This is a genomic window from Verrucomicrobiia bacterium, from assembly GCA_019634625.1.
Classification (GTDB): domain Bacteria; phylum Verrucomicrobiota; class Verrucomicrobiia; order Limisphaerales; family CAIMTB01; genus CAIMTB01.
Map to the genome: position 1 here is coordinate 76,333 of JAHCBA010000004.1, position 17,804 is coordinate 94,136.

Below are 17,804 nucleotides of genomic sequence, written 5' to 3' on the forward strand. Positions count from 1 at the left end.
CGCCACGCGCTCCGTTCCTCAGGTCGCAACGCTCTGTCCCCGGCACCCGTGGATTTACGCGCAAATCCCCACCCGCCGTGTCCTGTCTCACTCCCGCGAGGAGAATCAGCCTGGGTCACCCCGGGTACCCGCCTCCACCACCGGACCGCCCTCCCCTCGCCAGACATCCTGTCCGATAGTCGACCATTCCCCAGTCCTCCCGTCCTCAGCCATCAAGTGTCATCCCTCCGTCTTCCGTCTTCAGGTCTCAGGTTTCAGGCTTCAGGTTTCAGCCTTCATTCTCCCCTCACGCCGCCACAGGCGGAACTCCGCGATAATAGTCAGCGTACTTGTAGTAGTGGTAGGAGCGCAGCGAGGCGTTGGCGCGGTTGAACACCATGCCGAGAATGCGGGCCTGCCGCTGCTGGAGAACTTCGATGGCTTCCGTCACCTGCGCCGCACGCGAGAATCCCCGCCGCACCACCAGCAGAGCCCCGTCCAGGCGCGGCGCCATGGTCGCCGAATCGTCCGCGGCGAAAATCGGACTGCTGTCGAACAGGACGTAGTCGTACTGCTCGCGCAGCAGGCGGAGCAGGCGCTCGAACTTGGGTCCCGTCAGGAGATCCCCCGGGTTTGCGGCCCCCTTTCCCCGCGCGATGAATCCCAGGTTGGGAAGGAGGTCGGCCTGGATGAAGTCGGCGAGCCGATCCGGGTTCCTCAGGGCCTCCGTAAGCCCCGGTTCCTTGGCAGCACCCAGCAACTCGTGCAGGTGTCCCTTGCGCATGTCCGCGTCGATGAGGACCACTTTGGCCCCCCCGAATGCAATGGCCCGCGCGAGGTTGGAGGCCACGGTCGATTTGCCTTCCCCAGGGATGGCGCTGGTCACCAGCAGGGAGCGAGGCGCACGGTCGTCCCGGACCAGGTAGAGCAGGGCGGAACGCAGGCTGCGATAGGCCTCGGCGAACATGTACCGCGGATCGTCCAGGGCCAGGAGGGGGAGGGTCTTCTCGGATCGCCCCAGCGGCATGTCGGGAACGTGTCCGACCACCCCGCCACCCAACGTCTCGACCAGTTCGGCCGGGGTCTGAAAACGGTCATCCCGGAAGGCGAGGAGGGCCAATATCCCAATCCCGAAGCATAACCCGCCCACCGCGGAGGCGCCGAACATGGCCAGTTCCTTCCGTCGGGTGCGCTCCGCCACTGAAGCAGGTTCGAGGACCGCCATGGTGTCCTGTTCGATGTTGCGGCTGATGCCGACGTTCTGGACCAACAGCATCAGGCGGTCATGAACGGACTGCGCACGCTGCACGTGAACGCGCAACCGTTCCGCCTCGGAAATCCGGGTATTGGCCTCGACGACCTTCGACTCCCATTCCCGGATGGAGTCCCGCACGCTGGCCATCTTGAGACCCAACGCAGCGAGGGCCGCGTCGATCCGGCGCTGTTCCTGAGTGCCGTAAATCTCAAGCATCCGATCCACCCGGGCAATGTCGTCCGACAGGCGCACCATCTTGGGATGTTTCGGGCGGAGATACTGGCTCAACCGGTCGCGCTGCGCCTCCAACATGGCGCGCTCGCGGAGCACGCCCTGAATCTCGGGCGGAATCGTCGCCAGGTAGGCCAGCTCCGCATCCGGGCCCGAAGGAGCGGCCACTTCGCCCCCGCCGGCTTCGGCGAGCGGCGCGGGCGTCGGAGCAGATACCAACGGGGGGTCCGGCCAGCCGTCGGCAGCCGCTTCCGCCTGGGGCCAGTCCCCCGCTGGGACATCCGGGGTGGCGGCGGCCGGGCCAGCCTGCGCCAGCGGCCCGGGGAGTGCGGAAGCCACGGGAGTGGGTCGGCGTCCCGAGCGGAGGATCTGGGCTTCGAGTTCGAGATCGGCCAGTTGGGTCCGCAGCCTGGCGAGATAGCCGCCGGCGATGGTTCCCTCCTCCTGCAGAATCGCCAGGTTGTTGCTCCGCTGGAAGGTGGAGAAGATGTCCTGAGCCATCGTCAGGTCGCGTTCCGCCCGCTGCACCTGCTCGGTGATTGAGGTCAGGGTCTCGCTGCTGGCCAGTTTCCTCATGGTTCGCTTGAACTCGAGGTAGGCGTCCATCAGGGCATTGAGATACGCCTGGGTGTAGCGGGCGTCGGATCCCGTGGCCTGAAGGACAAACACCGAACTCTTGGGGACGGGTGCCATCCGCACACTCACCCGTTCCGGCTGTCCGTCCGGCCCCGTGGGAATCCGAACGCCCCCGACAGCCCGAAGACGCTCCATGGCCAGGTCCCGAATCGGACCCGCCTGCAGGAGGGCGGACTGGGTCCCGAGAAAGTTCTGAAGATCCTCCGAGAACAGTCCGCCCTCCGGCAGCCGCACCCGGATCGGTTCATGCATGCGGGCGTTCGAGACGTACGTCGGCTCCGCAGTCCAGTAGAGGTAGGCGCCCCCCCCTGCCCCGAGAAGCAACGTCAGCACCGGCAGCCACCAGAATCGCCGCAGCGCCAGCAGCAGTTTCCGAAGAAACCGAAGGGCAGCCGGCGACCCGGACTCGTCGATCGGCTCGACGTCCAGATAGGCGGGCTCGGGGCTGCGTTGGGCGGGAAGACTCATGCTCTAAAAGCGAATCAACCGGTCCGGGACGTAGATCATGTCGCCCGGCTCGAGGACCATGTCGTTCTGGGTGCGGCCCCGCTCGATGATTTCGCCGACATTCACGGTGAACGTGGTGTCGGGGCCGCCGTCGGTGGCCCGCCGGGTGATGCGAACGTTGCGTTTGTCGGCGGCGTCGGTGAAGCCGCCGGCGCGAAGGATGGCCTTGCTGACCGTATAGACCTCGTCGCTGGGGATTTCCTGGGGGCCGGGCAGCCGCACCGGGCCGACCAGCCAGACCCGGCCCCGGCTGCGGGCCATCAGATCGACGGCGACGATGACGGTGGCCTGGTAATAGTACTCCTTCTCGAGTTCCTGCTTCAGCTCGACGGCGAGTTCGCGACATGTCTTGCCGCGGGCGGCGAACCGCCCGATGTAGGGCACATCCAGCTCCCCGGAATCGGTGACCACCAGGGGGCGGGGCACCTCTTCGTCCTCGATGATGCGGAAGCTCAGTCGATCCCCCACGACCAGTCGATGCTTGTCGTCCAGGGCATCCATGCTGGCCGGCAACGGAACGGTGGGCACGGCAGAACCTTCAACCGGTGGCGGGGGCAGAACCGACGACACCGCGGCATTGGTCAGCCCAGCCAATGGCGAGGCAAAGCCGGATCCCGGAACCGGATTCTGGGCTGCCGAACCGATCGTCCATACCACGGCCATGACAAGGAGGCCCAGCGTGCGCCCCGCCGACCAGGTGCGCCTCGCAGCCCTCGCAGGGCGGTTGGGAATCCATGCGTTCACTGGAAGGAGTAACTGGCCAGCAGGCCGATCCGGTTCTGGGTGTAGCCGCGATCGGGTTCGCTGGAGTCCCGAAATGTCAGCCGGTAACTCAAACTCAACCGAAGCTTCTCGGTCAGGGACCCGGTCACCGTCAATTCCGGGCCATACCAGTCATAGGTCTCGGCGACCGCGCGCCCGGATCGAACCCTGCCTGCCGCCTTGCCGTGTTCATAGAAGAATCCCGGCCGCACACTGATACGCCGCACCATCGCCCAGTTCACCGTCAGCCGGGCCGAGGTCGCCTTGACGGAATCCGATTGCAGACCGAGCCGCAGTTCGTGCCCCACACTCAGGTTGTAGCCGATGGCCTCCCGCGGCTGGTGGGCGAACGCAAGGCTGCCGTAAAACGCCTCCACGTCCTGGGCCACCGTGAACAGACTGGTCTGGCGGAAATCGTAGGCGCTGTACCCAAACCTCGGCTGCAGACTCATGACCGTCCCCGGACGCCAGTCGGCGTAGATCCCGCCGCCGTAGCCCACGTTGTCGTTCAGGACCGGCAGATCGTACGACGTGAAGGTCAGGGGGCTCTCCACCCCGACCTGGAGTTGCGGATGAACTTGCAGGCCGGCCCGCATCGACACGATATCGGTCGTCCGGTCCTGGTAGTTGAGGGGATCCGCGATGGAAATGGCGTACTGGCGGTCGTAGCCAGCGGAGAGGGTCACGTCCCCCAGATGCCATTGGGCCAGGATCCCCGTGGTGTTGTTCAGCGTCCCCTGTTCCGCCGTTCCCGCCACCTCGCCCCGTTCCGCCGAGTCCCGGGAGTAACTGACCCGGTTGTGCAGGTTGATCAGGACGTCCTTGATCATCATGTCGAAGGACAGCGCCGAGTCGGAGGTCAGCCGCCACGTGCTCAGTTCGCTATGCTCGAAATAGTGGTCGTAGCCGAAACCCACGTTGAGCCGGAGCAGGTTCTTCTGGGTGAGCGGGTAACTGGCGGTCAGCCGCAGCAGCGGGCGCAGGATGAAATCGTCCCTAGGATCCGAACGGGAGGTGTTGATGTTGTCGTTCCAGTCGATTCCCAGCGACGGCGAGATCAGCAGGCGGAAATCCCCCTGCCGGATCGTGTACGGCGCTTCAGGCAATTGCGCCATCCGGGTCTCGAAGCTCTCCGACTGCCCCATGGCCGCAGTCCCGGACAGCGCCAGCCCTGCACCCGCTGCCATCGGAGCCAAGCGGAACGGCCAGGAGATTTCGGGGTGGGAAGACATGCCTGGTGGGGAAACGGGTGCGGAGTTCTGCGCCTTGGGACCGTCGCGATCAGGCGGCAGCCTGCCTGGGTGCCTCGGAATCCGCCAGCCCGGAAGTGCCTGCTCCAACCCCCGCATTCCAAGGCGTCGCGCCACCGGATCCATTGGAACCGTGGCCTGGAAACGGCGTGCCTGTCTTCGACTTGGCCGGGGCCAGCGGTTCCGATTCGGACCGCTTCCGCCAACGGCCCGGACTGTCGCCGAACCGCCGCTTGAAGCAGGAATTGAACTGGCTCAGGTGCGCGAACCCGCAATCCCCGGCCACCTGGATGACCTTGGCCCGCGGATCCCGCAGGAGAGACTCCGCCTTGCGCAACCGCATCTCCATGCGCATCGCCGCCAGCGAATCGCCCGTGTACTGGTGGAACAGCCGGTTCAAGTGGCGCCGGCTGCAACCGAACCGCGCGGCGAGTTCCTCGACGGGCAGGTGAATCAAGTCCTCCTCCGAAATGGCCGCCAGGATCTTCCTGAAATGGACCTCCGCCCGGTCCGGCCGGGTCATGCCCGACGCCCGCGCGCTCTCGATCTCCGGTGTGAGCATCGCCGCCACCACCCGCAACAGCCGGGACCGATGCTCCAGGTTGGGCGCCTCGGGAAGCCCCAGCACCTCGGACTCCATGACCCTCCCAAGGTGCGACCCAATCCCGTGCCGGCGCGGCGCATCGAAGCCGCTGGCCACGTACTGCAACAGCGCCAGCTCCGCACTCGCGAACAAGGGAAACAACTGCTCGATCTGCACCGTGAACCACCCCATCTCCAGCGCCGCACCGGGCCCGGCCCACATCCGGATACCCTCTCCCCCATGCGTCACCAGCACTTCACCCGGCTGAAACCGCTCAGCCTCCGACCCGGACTGGCAACGCCCCTCCCCGCTCGAAATCCAGCCGATCCACAGGGCATCCCGGCGATAAAACCACGCCTCCCCTGCCTCCAGCCTAAGGCGGTGCAGGACCAGATTATCGAGGATCTCGTTCATATGCGATTCCCGTACGCCAATGCGATAGGAGAATCGCTTTAGGGCATTTGATTAGTCAAACCATTTTTGTGCCGCAGGCCGACATTTTTGCGCCGCAAGGGCTTACTGCCCGTCCGGAACCACCAGAATACGCCCCGATCCACCCAGTTTTCGGACCGCTTTCTTACGCTGCGAGGCGATCCGCGAGTCGGTGCGATGGCGCTTGCTCTCTCCCAACCGAACGCTTCCCGTTTTTGGGAACACGAAGGTCGTGGCACACGGGGCGCGGACAGCCCTGTCCACGGGTCTCGCGAAAAGGGCCTGGGCGTGTGCGGACAACCCGTGCACCCAAGGTCCCAAAATTGGCTATAGAAGCGTCCCTGCTCAGTTGAACTACCCCGCTGGTACATGCGAAAAACGCTTAGTCAATTCGTTTAGCCAGAACCAAACCGGCGGACGTTCGAGTGGGCGCCAGTGTCGAGGAGGGAGGCGAGGCGGGTTGATCGCCGCGGATTCAGTGGACAGACGCGCAGGTCATCAGACCTGCCGGTCCGTCACAGGTGTCCGAGGTCCTGCAGCAAAGAATCAACGCAACCAAGGAGAGATCAAGTCCCTCCCACCCAGACACGATCATGAAGAAACTAACATTACTAACGCTCATCGCCGGGCTCGCGGGCAGCATCGCTGCGCATGGGGCATTCCCGGGCCCATTTGACGGTGAGGTGAGAATTGACCCGACACCTAGCGGTGCCGGCGGAGCAAATGGCGGCGGAGCCTTTCTGGCGACCGTGGTCTCTGGCCTCGGGAACGTCGTGAGTGATCCAGGTGGGTCCTTCCTCACGTTCTGTATCGAACGTAATGAGTACATCTCGTTTCCAAGCAATCCTGCGAATCGGGTGTACGACGTGAACCTGGCCAATTCTTCCAGCCGCGGTGGCATTGCCGGCGGTTCTCCAGACCCAATCTCCCTCGCCACGGCTTGGCTCTATTCCAAGTTTCGCGACGGTTCCCTAATCGGCGTTGGCGGGTTCACCGGAAACAGTGCTTCCCACAGTGCACTCCAAAACGCGATCTGGTATTTGGAGCAGGAACTTGGCGTGTCGGGTGCCCCTGCCTTCTCCACTGCGGCAACTAGCCTGGTACAAGCAGCTATTGATGACTTGGGATTGACTTGGGCGAATGTCCAATCGACGCCCGCGAATGGCGAATTCAATGTTCGCGTTATGAGGCTGTACAACGGTCCCAGCGCCGATGCTGAGGGCTACAATCAAGACATGCTCGCCATCGTCCCCGAGCCCTCGACCTACATCGCGGGCGGCCTCGCGCTGCTGCCGCTTCTCTTCGGCCTGCGCGCGCGCTGGCAGAAGAAGTAACGGATTCCGGATACCCCTTTGCACCGCCCCGGGAGCCCACGGCCCCGGGGCGTTTTGTTTCTTCCCTTTCTCACCCGCAGGCGACGACCTACGGACGCGAACCCCAGGTGCGAGACGAGTGGCGAATGGCGAACCCTGGGCCCCTCACGGCCCCGCCCCGCCAAGACTGTTCGGTGTACACGCTTCAGCGTGAGCCTCCCAGTCCACCCCGACACGCTAAAGCGTCTCGAGTTTGGCCATTTGGCTGGCGAACCGGGGTGGCCCCAAAGGGGCCGAATGAGATAGCCCAGGGCAACGCCCTGGGTACCCGCAATGTGAAATCATCCGAGCCCTGAAGGGGCGCGACCTGCCCAAACCCACCCCGACCGTTCCTAGAACAACCCGGAGCATTTTTGCGCCGAGGTGGCGCCCCTTCAGGGCTTGCCCGATATTTTACCCGCCACATCCCAGGGCTCGGTCGCCCTGGGCTATCTCATCTGGCCCCTTTGGGGCTTTGGCGAAGCTCGACTTGGGTTGCAACCCCGGCTGGCCACGACCCACCCTCTGCACCCCCTCACATCCCCGCCCTGCCAAGACCGTTCGGTGTACACGCTTCAGCGTGAGCCTCCCAAACCACCCCGACACGCTAAAGCGTGCACTCCAAACCTGGCGCGACCAGCCCTGTGCACCCCCTCACGGCCCCGCCCTGCCAAGACCGTTCGGTGTACACGCTTCAGCGTGAGCCTCCCAAACCACCCCGACACGCTAAAGCGTGCACACCAAACCTGGCCCGACCAACCTTCTGCACCCCCTCACGGCCCCGCCCCGCCAAGACCGTTCGGTGTACACGCTTCAGCGTGAGCCTCCCAGTCCACCCCGACACGCTAAAGCGTGCACACCAAACCTGGCCCGACCAACCTTCTGCACCCCCCTCACGGCCCCGCCCCGCCAAGACCGTTCGGTGTACACGCTTCAGCGTGAGCCTCCCAGTCCACCCCGACACGCTAAAGCGTGCACTCCAAACCTGGCGCGACCAACCCTCTGCACCCCGTCACGTCCCCTCCCTGCCAAGACCGATCGGTGTACACGCTTCAGCGTGAGCCTCCCAGTCCACCCCGACATGCCGGGAGAGACACCGCTTCATCCAGGTTTCATCCAGTTGGCAAAGACCATCCGGCCAGGCTCATCGAAAGTCCGGTCTTCAGCAGAAAAACCGGGCACCGGGTCCGTTCCGCGGCGAGTCCCATCACCGTTCCAGCACCCATCGATCCAGGAATTTGGCCCCGCCCGGCACAAAGTCCGGGCTGTGCAGATCGCGCACCCGGGCAAATCGGAAATCCCCCAATTCGATCCCGCCGTTTTCCACGGTCCCGCCCGTCACGGCGATCGCGCACGCAGCCCAGTGCCCGGCATCCGCCGCCGCCTTCAACCGTATCCGGCGCGGCGCGTTCTCGTGGTGGCGCACAAACGCCAGGGCAGTCAGCAGATCGTGCACCCGCTGCTGAAAGACCGTGTGGTTGTATCCAAACGTGTACGCCGCCGCCTCCCGCGGATTCGCCACCCGCCGCGTCCGCTCCAGCGGCTGCCCGTCGGCCAGCGATTCCCCCTGGTACAGCAAATCCAGCCCCACCACGGTCTCTCCGTTCGCCACCATCGTCCTGATCTCCGGCCGAAGCGTCCCGTCCGCCGCGTACAACCCCGCCTTACCGGTCGCTGTCGGCACGATCGTCGTGATCCCCCGCGGCCCACGCGGGTGCAGGAACACCGCCGGCACGGCCTCCCCGTGGTTTCCCGCCTTCAGCAGTCCCGCCATCTCGACATATCCGTCCCGTTCGTTCTTCACGGTCATCTCCCAGGCCACCGGCCCGACCTCGGACAACGTCCGGCCCACCGTGATATCGATCCCCGGCTGAATGACCGCCCGCCATCCCGCCTCGCTCTTCGCCGCCTCGGCCAGTTGAGCGTTGGCGTCGAACGTCCACCAGCGTACCAGATCCCGCTCGAAATCGTCCCCGCCTCGTGGCGCCGGATGCAACTCGTCCCAGACCGTCAGGTCCTCCCGGGTCAACCGCCGGAAATCCTCCTCGACAATCGGCTCCGGCAACCCCAGCCCGAGGTGCCGGTTGAGCCACGCATACATCGAGGCGCGACTGACGTAGTTGTAGTTGTGCCCGAAATGCGGCAGGTGCCGCAGCATCACCTTGTCCCTGGCCCCCAGCAATTCGTACAGGCGCTGCAATTCAGGAAACCCCTTCGCCGGCATCTCCAGCGTCCAGTCGTTGGCGCTGGTCAGTCCCTGCGGCCTCGGCGCGAACAGTGCCGCAAACTCGACATTGCCCGTCCCCACCCGCAACCCCGAGGCGTTCTCGCAGGTGCACCCGCCCTGCATCGCCGTGGACACCATCACCGCCGGAAACACCACCGCCGGCCGCGGATCGATCGCCCCAAGGATGAAGGTCTGCGTTCCACCCCCGCTCGCACCCGTCACTGCCAGCCGCGTCGCATCCACCTCGGGCAACCCCTCGAGGAAATCCAGCGCCCGGATCGAATTCCACGTCTGCAACCCCATCACGCTCTGGAAATGCCCCTCCGCCTGCGGACTGTACAACCCCCACCGCTCCGGATCGTTCATCTCCGGCCGCTGCCGCGCAAACCCGTGGGTCAACCCCATCGACAACTGCTGGCTGTCCGCGTACCCCGGCATGTCGTACTGGAACACCACGCACCCCATCCGGGCCAGCGTCACGCACCGCGCCTGGATCACATCCCGTCCCCCTTCCTCAAACCGCTCCGCCCCCGCCACGATCTCCCGCCGCACCGTCGCCAGCCCCTGATCCATGAATCGACCGTTGGCCCAGTGCCCATGCGGCGCCAGCACTCCGGGCACCCGGTCCGTCTTCCCCACCGGACGATACAACGTCCCGGTCACGTAAAACCCCGGCGCGCTCTGGAAATAAACCTTCTCCACCGTGTAATCCCCCATGTCCCGACGCCCGTGGATCACCGGGTTCAAGGCGAACCGCGTCGGCATCGGCCACAACCCCAGCGTCACCAGGATCTGCCGACGCACCCGTTCCGACCGCACCGCCCACTCCTCCCGCCGTTCCGGTACCCGGAACGGAAAATAGCCGTCCAGATCCAGCAGCGGTCCCAACCGCACATCCTCCATCACCTGCCCCTCCGGCAGCGCCCGGGGCCCCATCCCCAACGCCGGACCCGCCCAGCCAATCAGCAACGCGACGACAACCGTGAACCGGGGTGACATGACCCGCTTATAGGCAATCCCCGCCCCGTTGTGCAAGGCGCCGCAAACCCGGAACCTCCACTCCCCTCAAACTTCAAACTTGGAAGCCCTGCCACCCGCTGCCTACCGTGACCTCCGCATGGCAAAGAAGGCCCGTCCGGAGCCCCCGCTGGCCCCACGCCGAGCCGACTGGATCGGTCTCGTCCTGGTGGTCGTATCCGTGGTCTGGCTGCTCGCGCTGGTATCCTACGACCGGCTCGACCTGCCCAACAACGCCGCCCGTCCGAACCAACCCGCCCACAATTGGATCGGCCCCGTCGGGGCGCGCTGGGCCGACCTCACCCTGCTCCTGTTCGGCTCGGCCTCGTTCCTCCTCCCCCTCACCCTCCTCGTCTTTGCCCTCGGCTGCCTCGCCGAGCCCTTCGCCTTCGCCCGCCGCCGCTGGCCCTGGCTCCTCGGTCTCTCCCTCGTCACCGCCGCCGCCTTCGACCTCAATGCCCATCTCGTCCGCCAATGGTTCGGCGGGGACCTTGCCGGCGGACTCGTCGGCGATCTCCTCAACCGCTACGGCTTCCGCCTGATCGGCTACGCGGGCTCGATGATCGCCTTCTTCCTCCTCTACCTCCTTACCCTCCTCGCCCTCTCCGACTTCCAGCTCTTCGACTGGATCCGCGACGCGTGGCGCGAACGCCAGGCCCGCCTCGAAGCCGGTCTCGATGAGGAACTCCGCCTCCAGCGCAAGGCCCAGCAACTCGAACGCGAAGCCCGCCGCCTCCAGGAACAGATGGACCGCGATCGCACCGTCCACTCCGGCGCCGCCGCCAAAGCAGGTGTCGCCGGGGTCGGACCCGACCTCCGCCCCGTCCCTGAACCCACCGTCCGCGACCTCAGCGTGCCCCAGACCAAGCCCGCCGCGAAAGGTTCCCGCCCCTCGTCGGCCGGTCCCGACGAACCCGAAATCCAGGTCATCACCGCCGGCGAAATCCACGGCTACCCCGGCTCCCCGAAATCCGCCGAAGCCGATCCCGATCCCACCCCCGCCGAAGACGTGGACGACAATGAACCCTCCCTCCCCCTTCCCGTCCGCGGCCGCCTGATGTCCCCCCGTCGCCGCCTCTCCGTCGCCTCCGCCCCCAGCATTGGCAATTACAAGCTCCCCCCCCTCTCCCTCCTCCAATCCCCCGACCTCACGGTCCATCCGACCGAATCCAGGGAGGAACTCATCGCCAACGCCCGCCTCATGCAACAAACCCTCGCCCAGTTCGGCATCGAGGTGGCCCTGGGCGACATCACCAAAGGCCCCACCATCACCCGTTACGAACTCCACCCCGCCCCGGGCGTGAAACTCGAACGGATCACCAACCTCACCAACAACATCGCCGCCGCCCTCCGCGCCGAACGCATCCACATCCTCGCCCCCGTCCCCGGCAAAAGCTCCGTCGGCATCGAGGTCCCCAATTCGGTCAAGACCAAGGTCATCATGCGCGACCTCCTCGAATCCGAAGCCTGGGCCCGCTCCAAATGCCGCGTCCCCCTCGCCCTCGGCAAGGACGTCTATGGCCAGCCCATGATCGCCGACCTCGCCGACATGCCCCACCTCCTCATCGCCGGCAGCACCGGCTCGGGCAAGTCCGTCTGCATCAACTGCATCATCGCCTCCCTCCTCTACCGCTTCCCCCCGGACCAGCTCCGTTTCGTCATGATCGACCCCAAGGTGGTCGAACTCCAGCAGTACAACGTCCTCCCCCACCTCGTCGTCCCCGTCGTCACCGACCCCAAGAAGGTCGTCCTCGCCCTCCGCTGGGTCGTCAACGAAATGGAGAAACGCTACCAGATCTTTGCCAAGGTCGGCGTCCGCAATATCAAGGCCTTCAACGACCGCCCAAAAGCCCCACCCCCGCCACCCCCCCCCGAAACGCCCGCCCGCGACAAGGTCGAGTCCAGCTCCGAAGGCTTCGCCGTCGAACTCGACCAGGCCATGGTCACCAACCAGGACGAAGACATCGTCATCCCCGACAAGCTCAGCTACATCGTCGTCATCATCGACGAACTCGCCGACCTCATGCTCGTCGCCCCTGCCGATGTCGAAATGGCCATCGCCCGCATCACCCAGATGGCCCGCGCCGCCGGCATCCACTGCATCGTCGCCACCCAGCGCCCCTCCGTCGATGTCATCACCGGCGTCATCAAGGCCAACATCCCCGCCCGCATCGCCTTCCAGGTCGCCAGCAAGGTCGATTCCCGCACCATCCTCGACCAGATGGGCGCCGATAAACTCCTCGGCAAGGGCGACATGCTCTATCTCCCCCCGGGCTCCGGCCGCCTCATCCGTGCCCAGGGCGCCCTGGTCACCGATGAGGAAATCCAGTCCCTCGTCGATTTCATCGCCCAGCAGGGCAAGCCCAGCTACGAACTCGACATCCACCAGCAGCTCCAGAAATCCGTCCGCGACCTCGACGACGACGCCAGCGAAGAGGACGAGGAACTCATCGAAGACTCCATCGAGATCATCCGCAGCGAAGGAAAGGCCAGCACCTCCCTCCTCCAGCGCCGCCTCAAAATCGGTTACGGCCGCGCCGCCCGCATGATGGATGTCCTCGAAGAACGCGGCATCATCGGCCCCGCCCGCGGCGCCGAACCGCGCGAAATCCTCATCGACCTCGATGGCCGCGGCCACGACGGCGGCAAACAGCAACTCGTCTAACCCCCAACCCTCCCTCAGCCCTCAGCCTTCAGCCTTCAGCCCTCAGCCCTCTGTCCTCCGCTCCCCGTGTCCTCCCCCGCCTTCGACCGGGACCGCCTTCGGCACCTCGCCAGGGCTGCCGCCCGCCATGGCGTCTTCGTGGGAACCTCGTCCTGGAAGTATCCCGGCTGGATCGGCCAGCTCTACACCCGCGACCGTTACCTTTACCGCGGCGCCTTCTCCGAAACGCGCTTCGAACGCGACTGCCTCACCGAATACGCCGAGGTGTTCTCCACCGTCAGCGTGGACGCCACCTACTACCGGTTCCCCGACGAACGTCTCCTCAACAGCCTCCTGGCCGCCGTCCCCGCCGGGTTCCGGTTCACCTTCAAAGTCACCGACACCATCACCGTCCGCACCTACCCACGCCTGCCCCGCTACGGCGACAGGGCTGGTCAACCCAATCCCCATTTCCTCGACGCCGACCGCTTTGCTGCCGATTTCCTCGCCCCCTGCGCCATCCTGGGCGAACACGCCGGCGTCCTGATCTTCGAGTTCTCCCGATTTCACCCCTCCGACTTCGCGCGCGGACGCGACTTCGTGGCTGCCCTCGACACCTTCCTCGCCCGACTCCCCGCCGGCTGGCGTTACGGCGTGGAAATCCGCAACCGCAACCTCCTGCACGCCGATTACTTCGCCACCCTGGCCCGGCACGGAGCGGCCCATGTCTTCACCAGTTGGGAAGCCATGCCTCCCCTTGCCGATCAACTCGCCCACCCCGGCGCCTTCAGCAGCGCTTCCTTCACCGCCGCCCGGCTCCTCCTCAAACCCGGACGCGCCTACGCCGACGCCGTGCGTCGATTCGCACCCTACGATCGCCTGATCGAACCCTACCCCGAAGGTCGCACCGCCGCCGTCTCCCTCCTCATCTCCAGACAGACGCACCCGGTCCAACCACCCCGCCCGGTCCATCTCTTCGTCAACAACCGCTTCGAGGGCAACGCCCTCCTCACCCTCGACTCCCTCCTCGCCGCCGCCTTCTCCAACGCCCTCCCCGATCAGGGCGACCCGCCGGTCGGGTAAATAATTAAGATAGTAGGTCAGGCTCTATGTTGCTTACGCTTCAAAACATATGGTCAGGCTACTTATTTGTTGACGCCAAAAACCCAATCGGGCCCGTAGGGCCGCGGTGGGGACGACCTCGTCGCCGGTTGGTCAATAGGTATGCTGCCTGTCTTTTTATCTGCACTCGCCGACGTTTCGTTTCGGACTTCGGGGACGCGATTGGTGCATCCCGGAGTTGGGGGAGGAGGCAGCGCATCGAAGGGACGAGCTCCGTGAGTCCTCAACCCAACGCCACACACCGTTGCGGCCTCGTGGAACTCGGCCCTCCGAAGCGCCGCCCAGCGGAGTTCGCACCTCTCCCCACAACGCCGGGAGGGATGCACGGGGATGCGATCGAGCCCAAAGTGGATTCTTGCTGAATGCCCCGGATTCCCTGCACTCTCTTCCCGATTCCACACCCCCGGCAGCGCCCGTCGCGCTGCCCTCTAGACGCCAAGCCCCATTGACCCATGCACTCTCAGCCTCCCACTCCGGCCCCTCCGGCCCGACCTCCGGCTCGACCGGCGCCTCCGCACCCCGCCCCGGCCTTCACCCTCATCGAACTCCTGGTGGTCATCGCGATCATTGCGATCCTGGCCAGCATGCTCCTCCCCGCCCTCGCCAAGGCCAAAACCAAGGCCCAGGGCATCGGCTGCCTCAGCAACAACAAGCAACTCGTCCTCGGCTGGCAGCTCTATGCCGGCGATTTCGAGGACCGCTGCGCCAACAACTTCACCATCCCCGGCACCGAGGAAGCCATCAACTCCCGCCGCTTCAATAACTGGGTCAACAACATCATGACTTGGGGCGCCGGTAGTGGAATCCACGACCGCAGTGTGACCAACGTGGAGTGGGTCCGGAACGGAGTCCTCGGCCCCTACACCGCCGGAGCCGTCGGCATCTACCAATGTCCCGCCGACATCTATGTCAGCCCCGCCCAACGCCGGGCCGGCTGGTCCCGACGTCTCCGCAGCATGTCGATGAACGCGCTCTTCGGCCGTTCCAACAATGATCCCGGCGACAACACCGCCCGAGGGGCAAGCTGGGCTTTCGGCGGACAATACCGGCAGTTCATCAAGCTCGGCGATGTGCCCCAGCCGTCGATGACCTACCTCACCCTCGACGAGCATCCCGACTCCATCAACGACGCCTTCTACATCACGGATCCCAATGTCAACCACTGGCAGGATCTCCCCGCCTCCTACCACAATGGCGCCTGTGGCTTCTCCTTCGCCGATGGCCACGCCGAGATCCGCAAATGGCTCAGCGCCGCCTCCAAGTACCCCGTCAAGTTCAGCTACGGCCCCGTGAAACAGTTCGATGACGCCGGCCGGCGCGACATGGCGTGGTACCGCGAACGTATCCAGCTCATCCCCTACCGCTGAGCCTCCGACACCGCCCCCGACACCGCCTCCGACACCCCTTCCCCCCGCGGGGGCGTGCCAACCTCATGGTACCGCTGCATCGCGGGGGCCATCAGGGTGGTCCTCCGCCGACCGCTCCCCGGCCATCGGATCACCACTCTCTCCACCTCCGTCGCCGACCCCAGCCCGAAATGCAGCGTCGATGGATGTTGCGAACGGTATCCGTCCCCCGTCACCACGGTCCCCACCGCCACACGTCCCTCCGCATGCACCTCGACCCGGACCCCCACCGGTGAACCGCCCTCCCGCGATTCCCTAAACCGGAACCCGATCCAGCTTCCCGCCCCCTCCACCCGCGACCGAAGAATGCGAAGCCGGTGACGCGATCCCGGCCACGCCTCGAACCCCAGCGTCACCAGATCCACCCGCCCGTCGAGATCCAGATCCGTCGCCACCACATGGCGCCCGTCCTCCTGCCACCCCAACCCCAGCAGGTGCCCCATTTCCACAAACCCCGCCGCCCCGCGATGGGCAAGGAACCGGTTCAACTCATATCCCCCGTACGACTGCCCCCGCCCTCGTGTCCTTCCAAACTTCCCCATGAAGTACACATAGGCGGCCGGGTCCGGCTCCGACCCCGCCATGTGGGCGTCGTAAAGCCAGTAGTGGGATTCGTAATCCTCCACCGTGTCGCGGCTCTCCAAACCCGTCATCACCACCACCTCCAGAAGCCCGTCGTTGTCCGCATCCAGGGCCGCGCATCCCCACGACCAGCCCGTGTCGGCAATCCCCAGCATCCCCGACACCTCCCAGAATCGCTCCCCCTCCCCTGCCCGGTACAGCCGGTTGCCATGCGCCATTTGCGACCGCATCGGCCGGTCCTCGACAGCCATCTCGGGATGCCATAACCCAAGATGCTCGAGCCGGCTCACCGTCGGCGACGTCATCCCCATCATCAGCAGATCCAACCTCCCGCCGCGGTCGAAGTCCGCCAGCACATGCGCCATCCCAAACGCATGCGGGGCCTCAATCCAATCCCGGGTCCGGTCGGTGAAGCGTCCCCGCCCGTCATTCTCATACACATCGATCCCTGCAAAATCGCTCACCACCACCAGGTCCAGCGCCCCGTTCCCCTTCAGATCCACCAGCGACGCACTGTACGTGCGCCGGTGCCGCTTGCCGCCCAACCCCGCCGCTACCGTGCCGTCCGTCAATCGTCCGGTCCCGTCGTTCAACAGCAGATACGCCGGATGCCCGTCGTTGGCATCATGGAACGGCGTCGGCATCGACCCGGCCTCGTACGGCACCCGGTACTGGCCCAGAAACACGTCCAGATCCCCGTCCCCATCCACATCGCCACAGGTCAGCACCATGGGATACACCAGCTCACGCGGTGCCGGGAAAACCAGTCGCCCCGGCACATCGAAGGTCCCCCCAGGCGACCCCGCCAGCAGAACCACCCCCTCATGGCGCGTGACCAGCAGGTCCACCACCCCGTCCCCGTCGAAGTCCCCCAGGACCGCCGCCGAAATCAACCCCACCTCCGCCCGTCCCAACGGCCCCCCCCGGTAGGTCCCATCGTCCTGCCTCCGATACACCCAACCCTTGCCCGCCAGTATCACCTCCGGATGGCCATCCCCGTCCAGATCATGGACCAGCAGCGGATCCACCGAATGCGCATTGACCGGCGGGGAAAGGTCGTCCTCCAGGATCACCTCGAATGGTCCTCCGCCTGTCCGTCGATCCCAGGTCATCCGCCCAACCGACACCCGCTTCAACCCGGTTCGATCCCCCTCCCCCCATTCCACCTCCACCTCCCCATCCAGCGCCGCCGCCTCCAGGCGCCCCTCATGCGTCAAGTGCACCGTCACCCGCCACCGGCTCGTGGCCGGACGCCCAGTCTCCTCCGGCGTGTACGCCCGGTGACGCAATTCCATCCGGTCGATCCGCCATCCCCCCTCCCCGAACCCGGCAACCCAGCCCGGCCATCCGTCGCCCCGTAGAACCCTTTCCACCCCGCCGGCCCAACGCCGCGTCGCCCCAAACGGCAGCGCTTCGGCATCCGACCAACCGGGCAACGCCACCTCGTCAACAGGCAATCGGGCCAACACTTCCCATCGCCGGTCCGGACCTGCGGCATTCACGGCATCCCACCAGTCATGCACCGGGCGGGCACGGGCCTGCGCCGCCAACTCCGGCGCCCAGACCGTCTCCCCCCACATCCGCTCCCGCCCCTCCAGGACCGCCATCTGCGCCGCCAGTTCGCGACTCATTCCCCGCCCCACCGGCCTGCCCAAAGCTCCATCCGTTCCATCCGCACCGCCCGGATCGACCGGCCACAGCCAACGCCCAATCCAAAACAGAAGGCCGCCCCCAACCAGGAGCGCAACCCATCCTCCAACTCTCGATACTCGACCAGTGGGAAAATCCACGGGATGACTCCCCCCATCCTCTCTCCCTG

The 17,804-nt window shown here is 65.7% G+C and carries 10 protein-coding genes; 4 read left to right on the forward strand and 6 right to left on the reverse strand.

Going from position 1 to position 17,804, the window contains the following annotated elements:
• Window positions 1–286: 286 nt before the first annotated feature.
• The 4 genes from KF833_03610 to KF833_03625 all read right to left on the reverse strand — a co-directional run bounded on the left by KF833_03610 (window position 287) and on the right by KF833_03625 (window position 5,617).
• On the reverse strand, window positions 287–2,569 hold the full coding sequence (locus KF833_03610; protein ID MBX3744371.1) for a polysaccharide biosynthesis tyrosine autokinase: 2,283 nt from the start codon (window positions 2,567–2,569) through the stop codon (window positions 287–289).
• 3 nt (window positions 2,570–2,572) lie between these two features.
• Complete coding sequence (locus KF833_03615; protein MBX3744372.1) at window positions 2,573–3,136, reverse strand: polysaccharide biosynthesis/export family protein; 564 nt, start codon at window positions 3,134–3,136, stop codon at window positions 2,573–2,575.
• 212 nt (window positions 3,137–3,348) lie between these two features.
• Complete coding sequence (locus KF833_03620; protein ID MBX3744373.1) at window positions 3,349–4,557, reverse strand: outer membrane beta-barrel protein; 1,209 nt, start codon at window positions 4,555–4,557, stop codon at window positions 3,349–3,351.
• Between the two features lie 94 nt (window positions 4,558–4,651).
• Window positions 4,652–5,617, reverse strand: a complete 966-nt coding sequence (locus KF833_03625) for a helix-turn-helix transcriptional regulator (GenBank protein MBX3744374.1) — start codon at window positions 5,615–5,617, stop codon at window positions 4,652–4,654.
• Between the two features lie 611 nt (window positions 5,618–6,228).
• On the opposite strand from KF833_03625, the gene KF833_03630 reads away from it, so the two are divergent.
• Window positions 6,229–6,969: a hypothetical protein gene (locus KF833_03630; GenBank protein MBX3744375.1), complete on the forward strand. Its 741-nt coding sequence runs from the start codon at window positions 6,229–6,231 to the stop codon at window positions 6,967–6,969.
• Between the two features lie 1,225 nt (window positions 6,970–8,194).
• Here the strand turns inward: KF833_03630 and KF833_03635 are convergent.
• Window positions 8,195–10,213 carry an acetylxylan esterase gene (locus KF833_03635; protein ID MBX3744376.1) on the reverse strand — a complete coding sequence of 673 codons (2,019 nt, stop codon included), beginning with the start codon at window positions 10,211–10,213 and terminating at the stop codon, window positions 8,195–8,197.
• A gap of 118 nt (window positions 10,214–10,331) precedes the next feature.
• On the opposite strand from KF833_03635, the gene KF833_03640 reads away from it, so the two are divergent.
• From KF833_03640 to KF833_03650, 3 genes are all read left to right on the forward strand, one after another.
• Window positions 10,332–12,896, forward strand: coding sequence for a DNA translocase FtsK (locus tag KF833_03640; protein MBX3744377.1), 2,565 nt, complete (start codon window positions 10,332–10,334; stop codon window positions 12,894–12,896).
• Window positions 12,897–12,962: 66 nt separating this feature from the next.
• Window positions 12,963–13,958 carry a DUF72 domain-containing protein gene (locus KF833_03645; GenBank protein MBX3744378.1) on the forward strand — a complete coding sequence of 332 codons (996 nt, stop codon included), beginning with the start codon at window positions 12,963–12,965 and terminating at the stop codon, window positions 13,956–13,958.
• 491 nt (window positions 13,959–14,449) lie between these two features.
• A complete protein-coding gene (locus KF833_03650) occupies window positions 14,450–15,364 on the forward strand; it encodes a type II secretion system protein (protein MBX3744379.1) in 915 nt (304 codons plus the stop codon).
• Here the strand turns inward: KF833_03650 and KF833_03655 are convergent.
• Entirely contained in the window at window positions 15,355–17,616 is a 2,262-nt protein-coding gene (locus KF833_03655; GenBank protein ID MBX3744380.1) for a CRTAC1 family protein, read from the reverse strand. The genes KF833_03650 and KF833_03655 overlap by 10 nt on opposite strands.
• Window positions 17,617–17,804: the final 188 nt, after the last annotated feature.

Excerpts from the sequence above, each read along its gene's own strand:
- KF833_03610 (MBX3744371.1), bottom strand. The coding sequence starts at position 2,569 with ATGAGTCTTCCCGCCCAACGCAGCCCCGAGCCCGCCTATCTGGACGTC.
- KF833_03620 (MBX3744373.1), bottom strand. The coding sequence starts at position 4,557 with ATGGCAGCGGGTGCAGGGCTGGCGCTGTCCGGGACTGCGGCCATGGGG.
- KF833_03625 (MBX3744374.1), bottom strand. The coding sequence starts at position 5,617 with ATGAACGAGATCCTCGATAATCTGGTCCTGCACCGCCTTAGGCTGGAG.
- KF833_03630 (MBX3744375.1), top strand. The coding sequence starts at position 6,229 with ATGAAGAAACTAACATTACTAACGCTCATCGCCGGGCTCGCGGGCAGC.
- KF833_03635 (MBX3744376.1), bottom strand. The coding sequence starts at position 10,213 with ATGTCACCCCGGTTCACGGTTGTCGTCGCGTTGCTGATTGGCTGGGCG.
- KF833_03640 (MBX3744377.1), top strand. The coding sequence starts at position 10,332 with ATGGCAAAGAAGGCCCGTCCGGAGCCCCCGCTGGCCCCACGCCGAGCC.
- KF833_03650 (MBX3744379.1), top strand. The coding sequence starts at position 14,450 with ATGCACTCTCAGCCTCCCACTCCGGCCCCTCCGGCCCGACCTCCGGCT.
- KF833_03655 (MBX3744380.1), bottom strand. The coding sequence starts at position 17,616 with ATGAGTCGCGAACTGGCGGCGCAGATGGCGGTCCTGGAGGGGCGGGAG.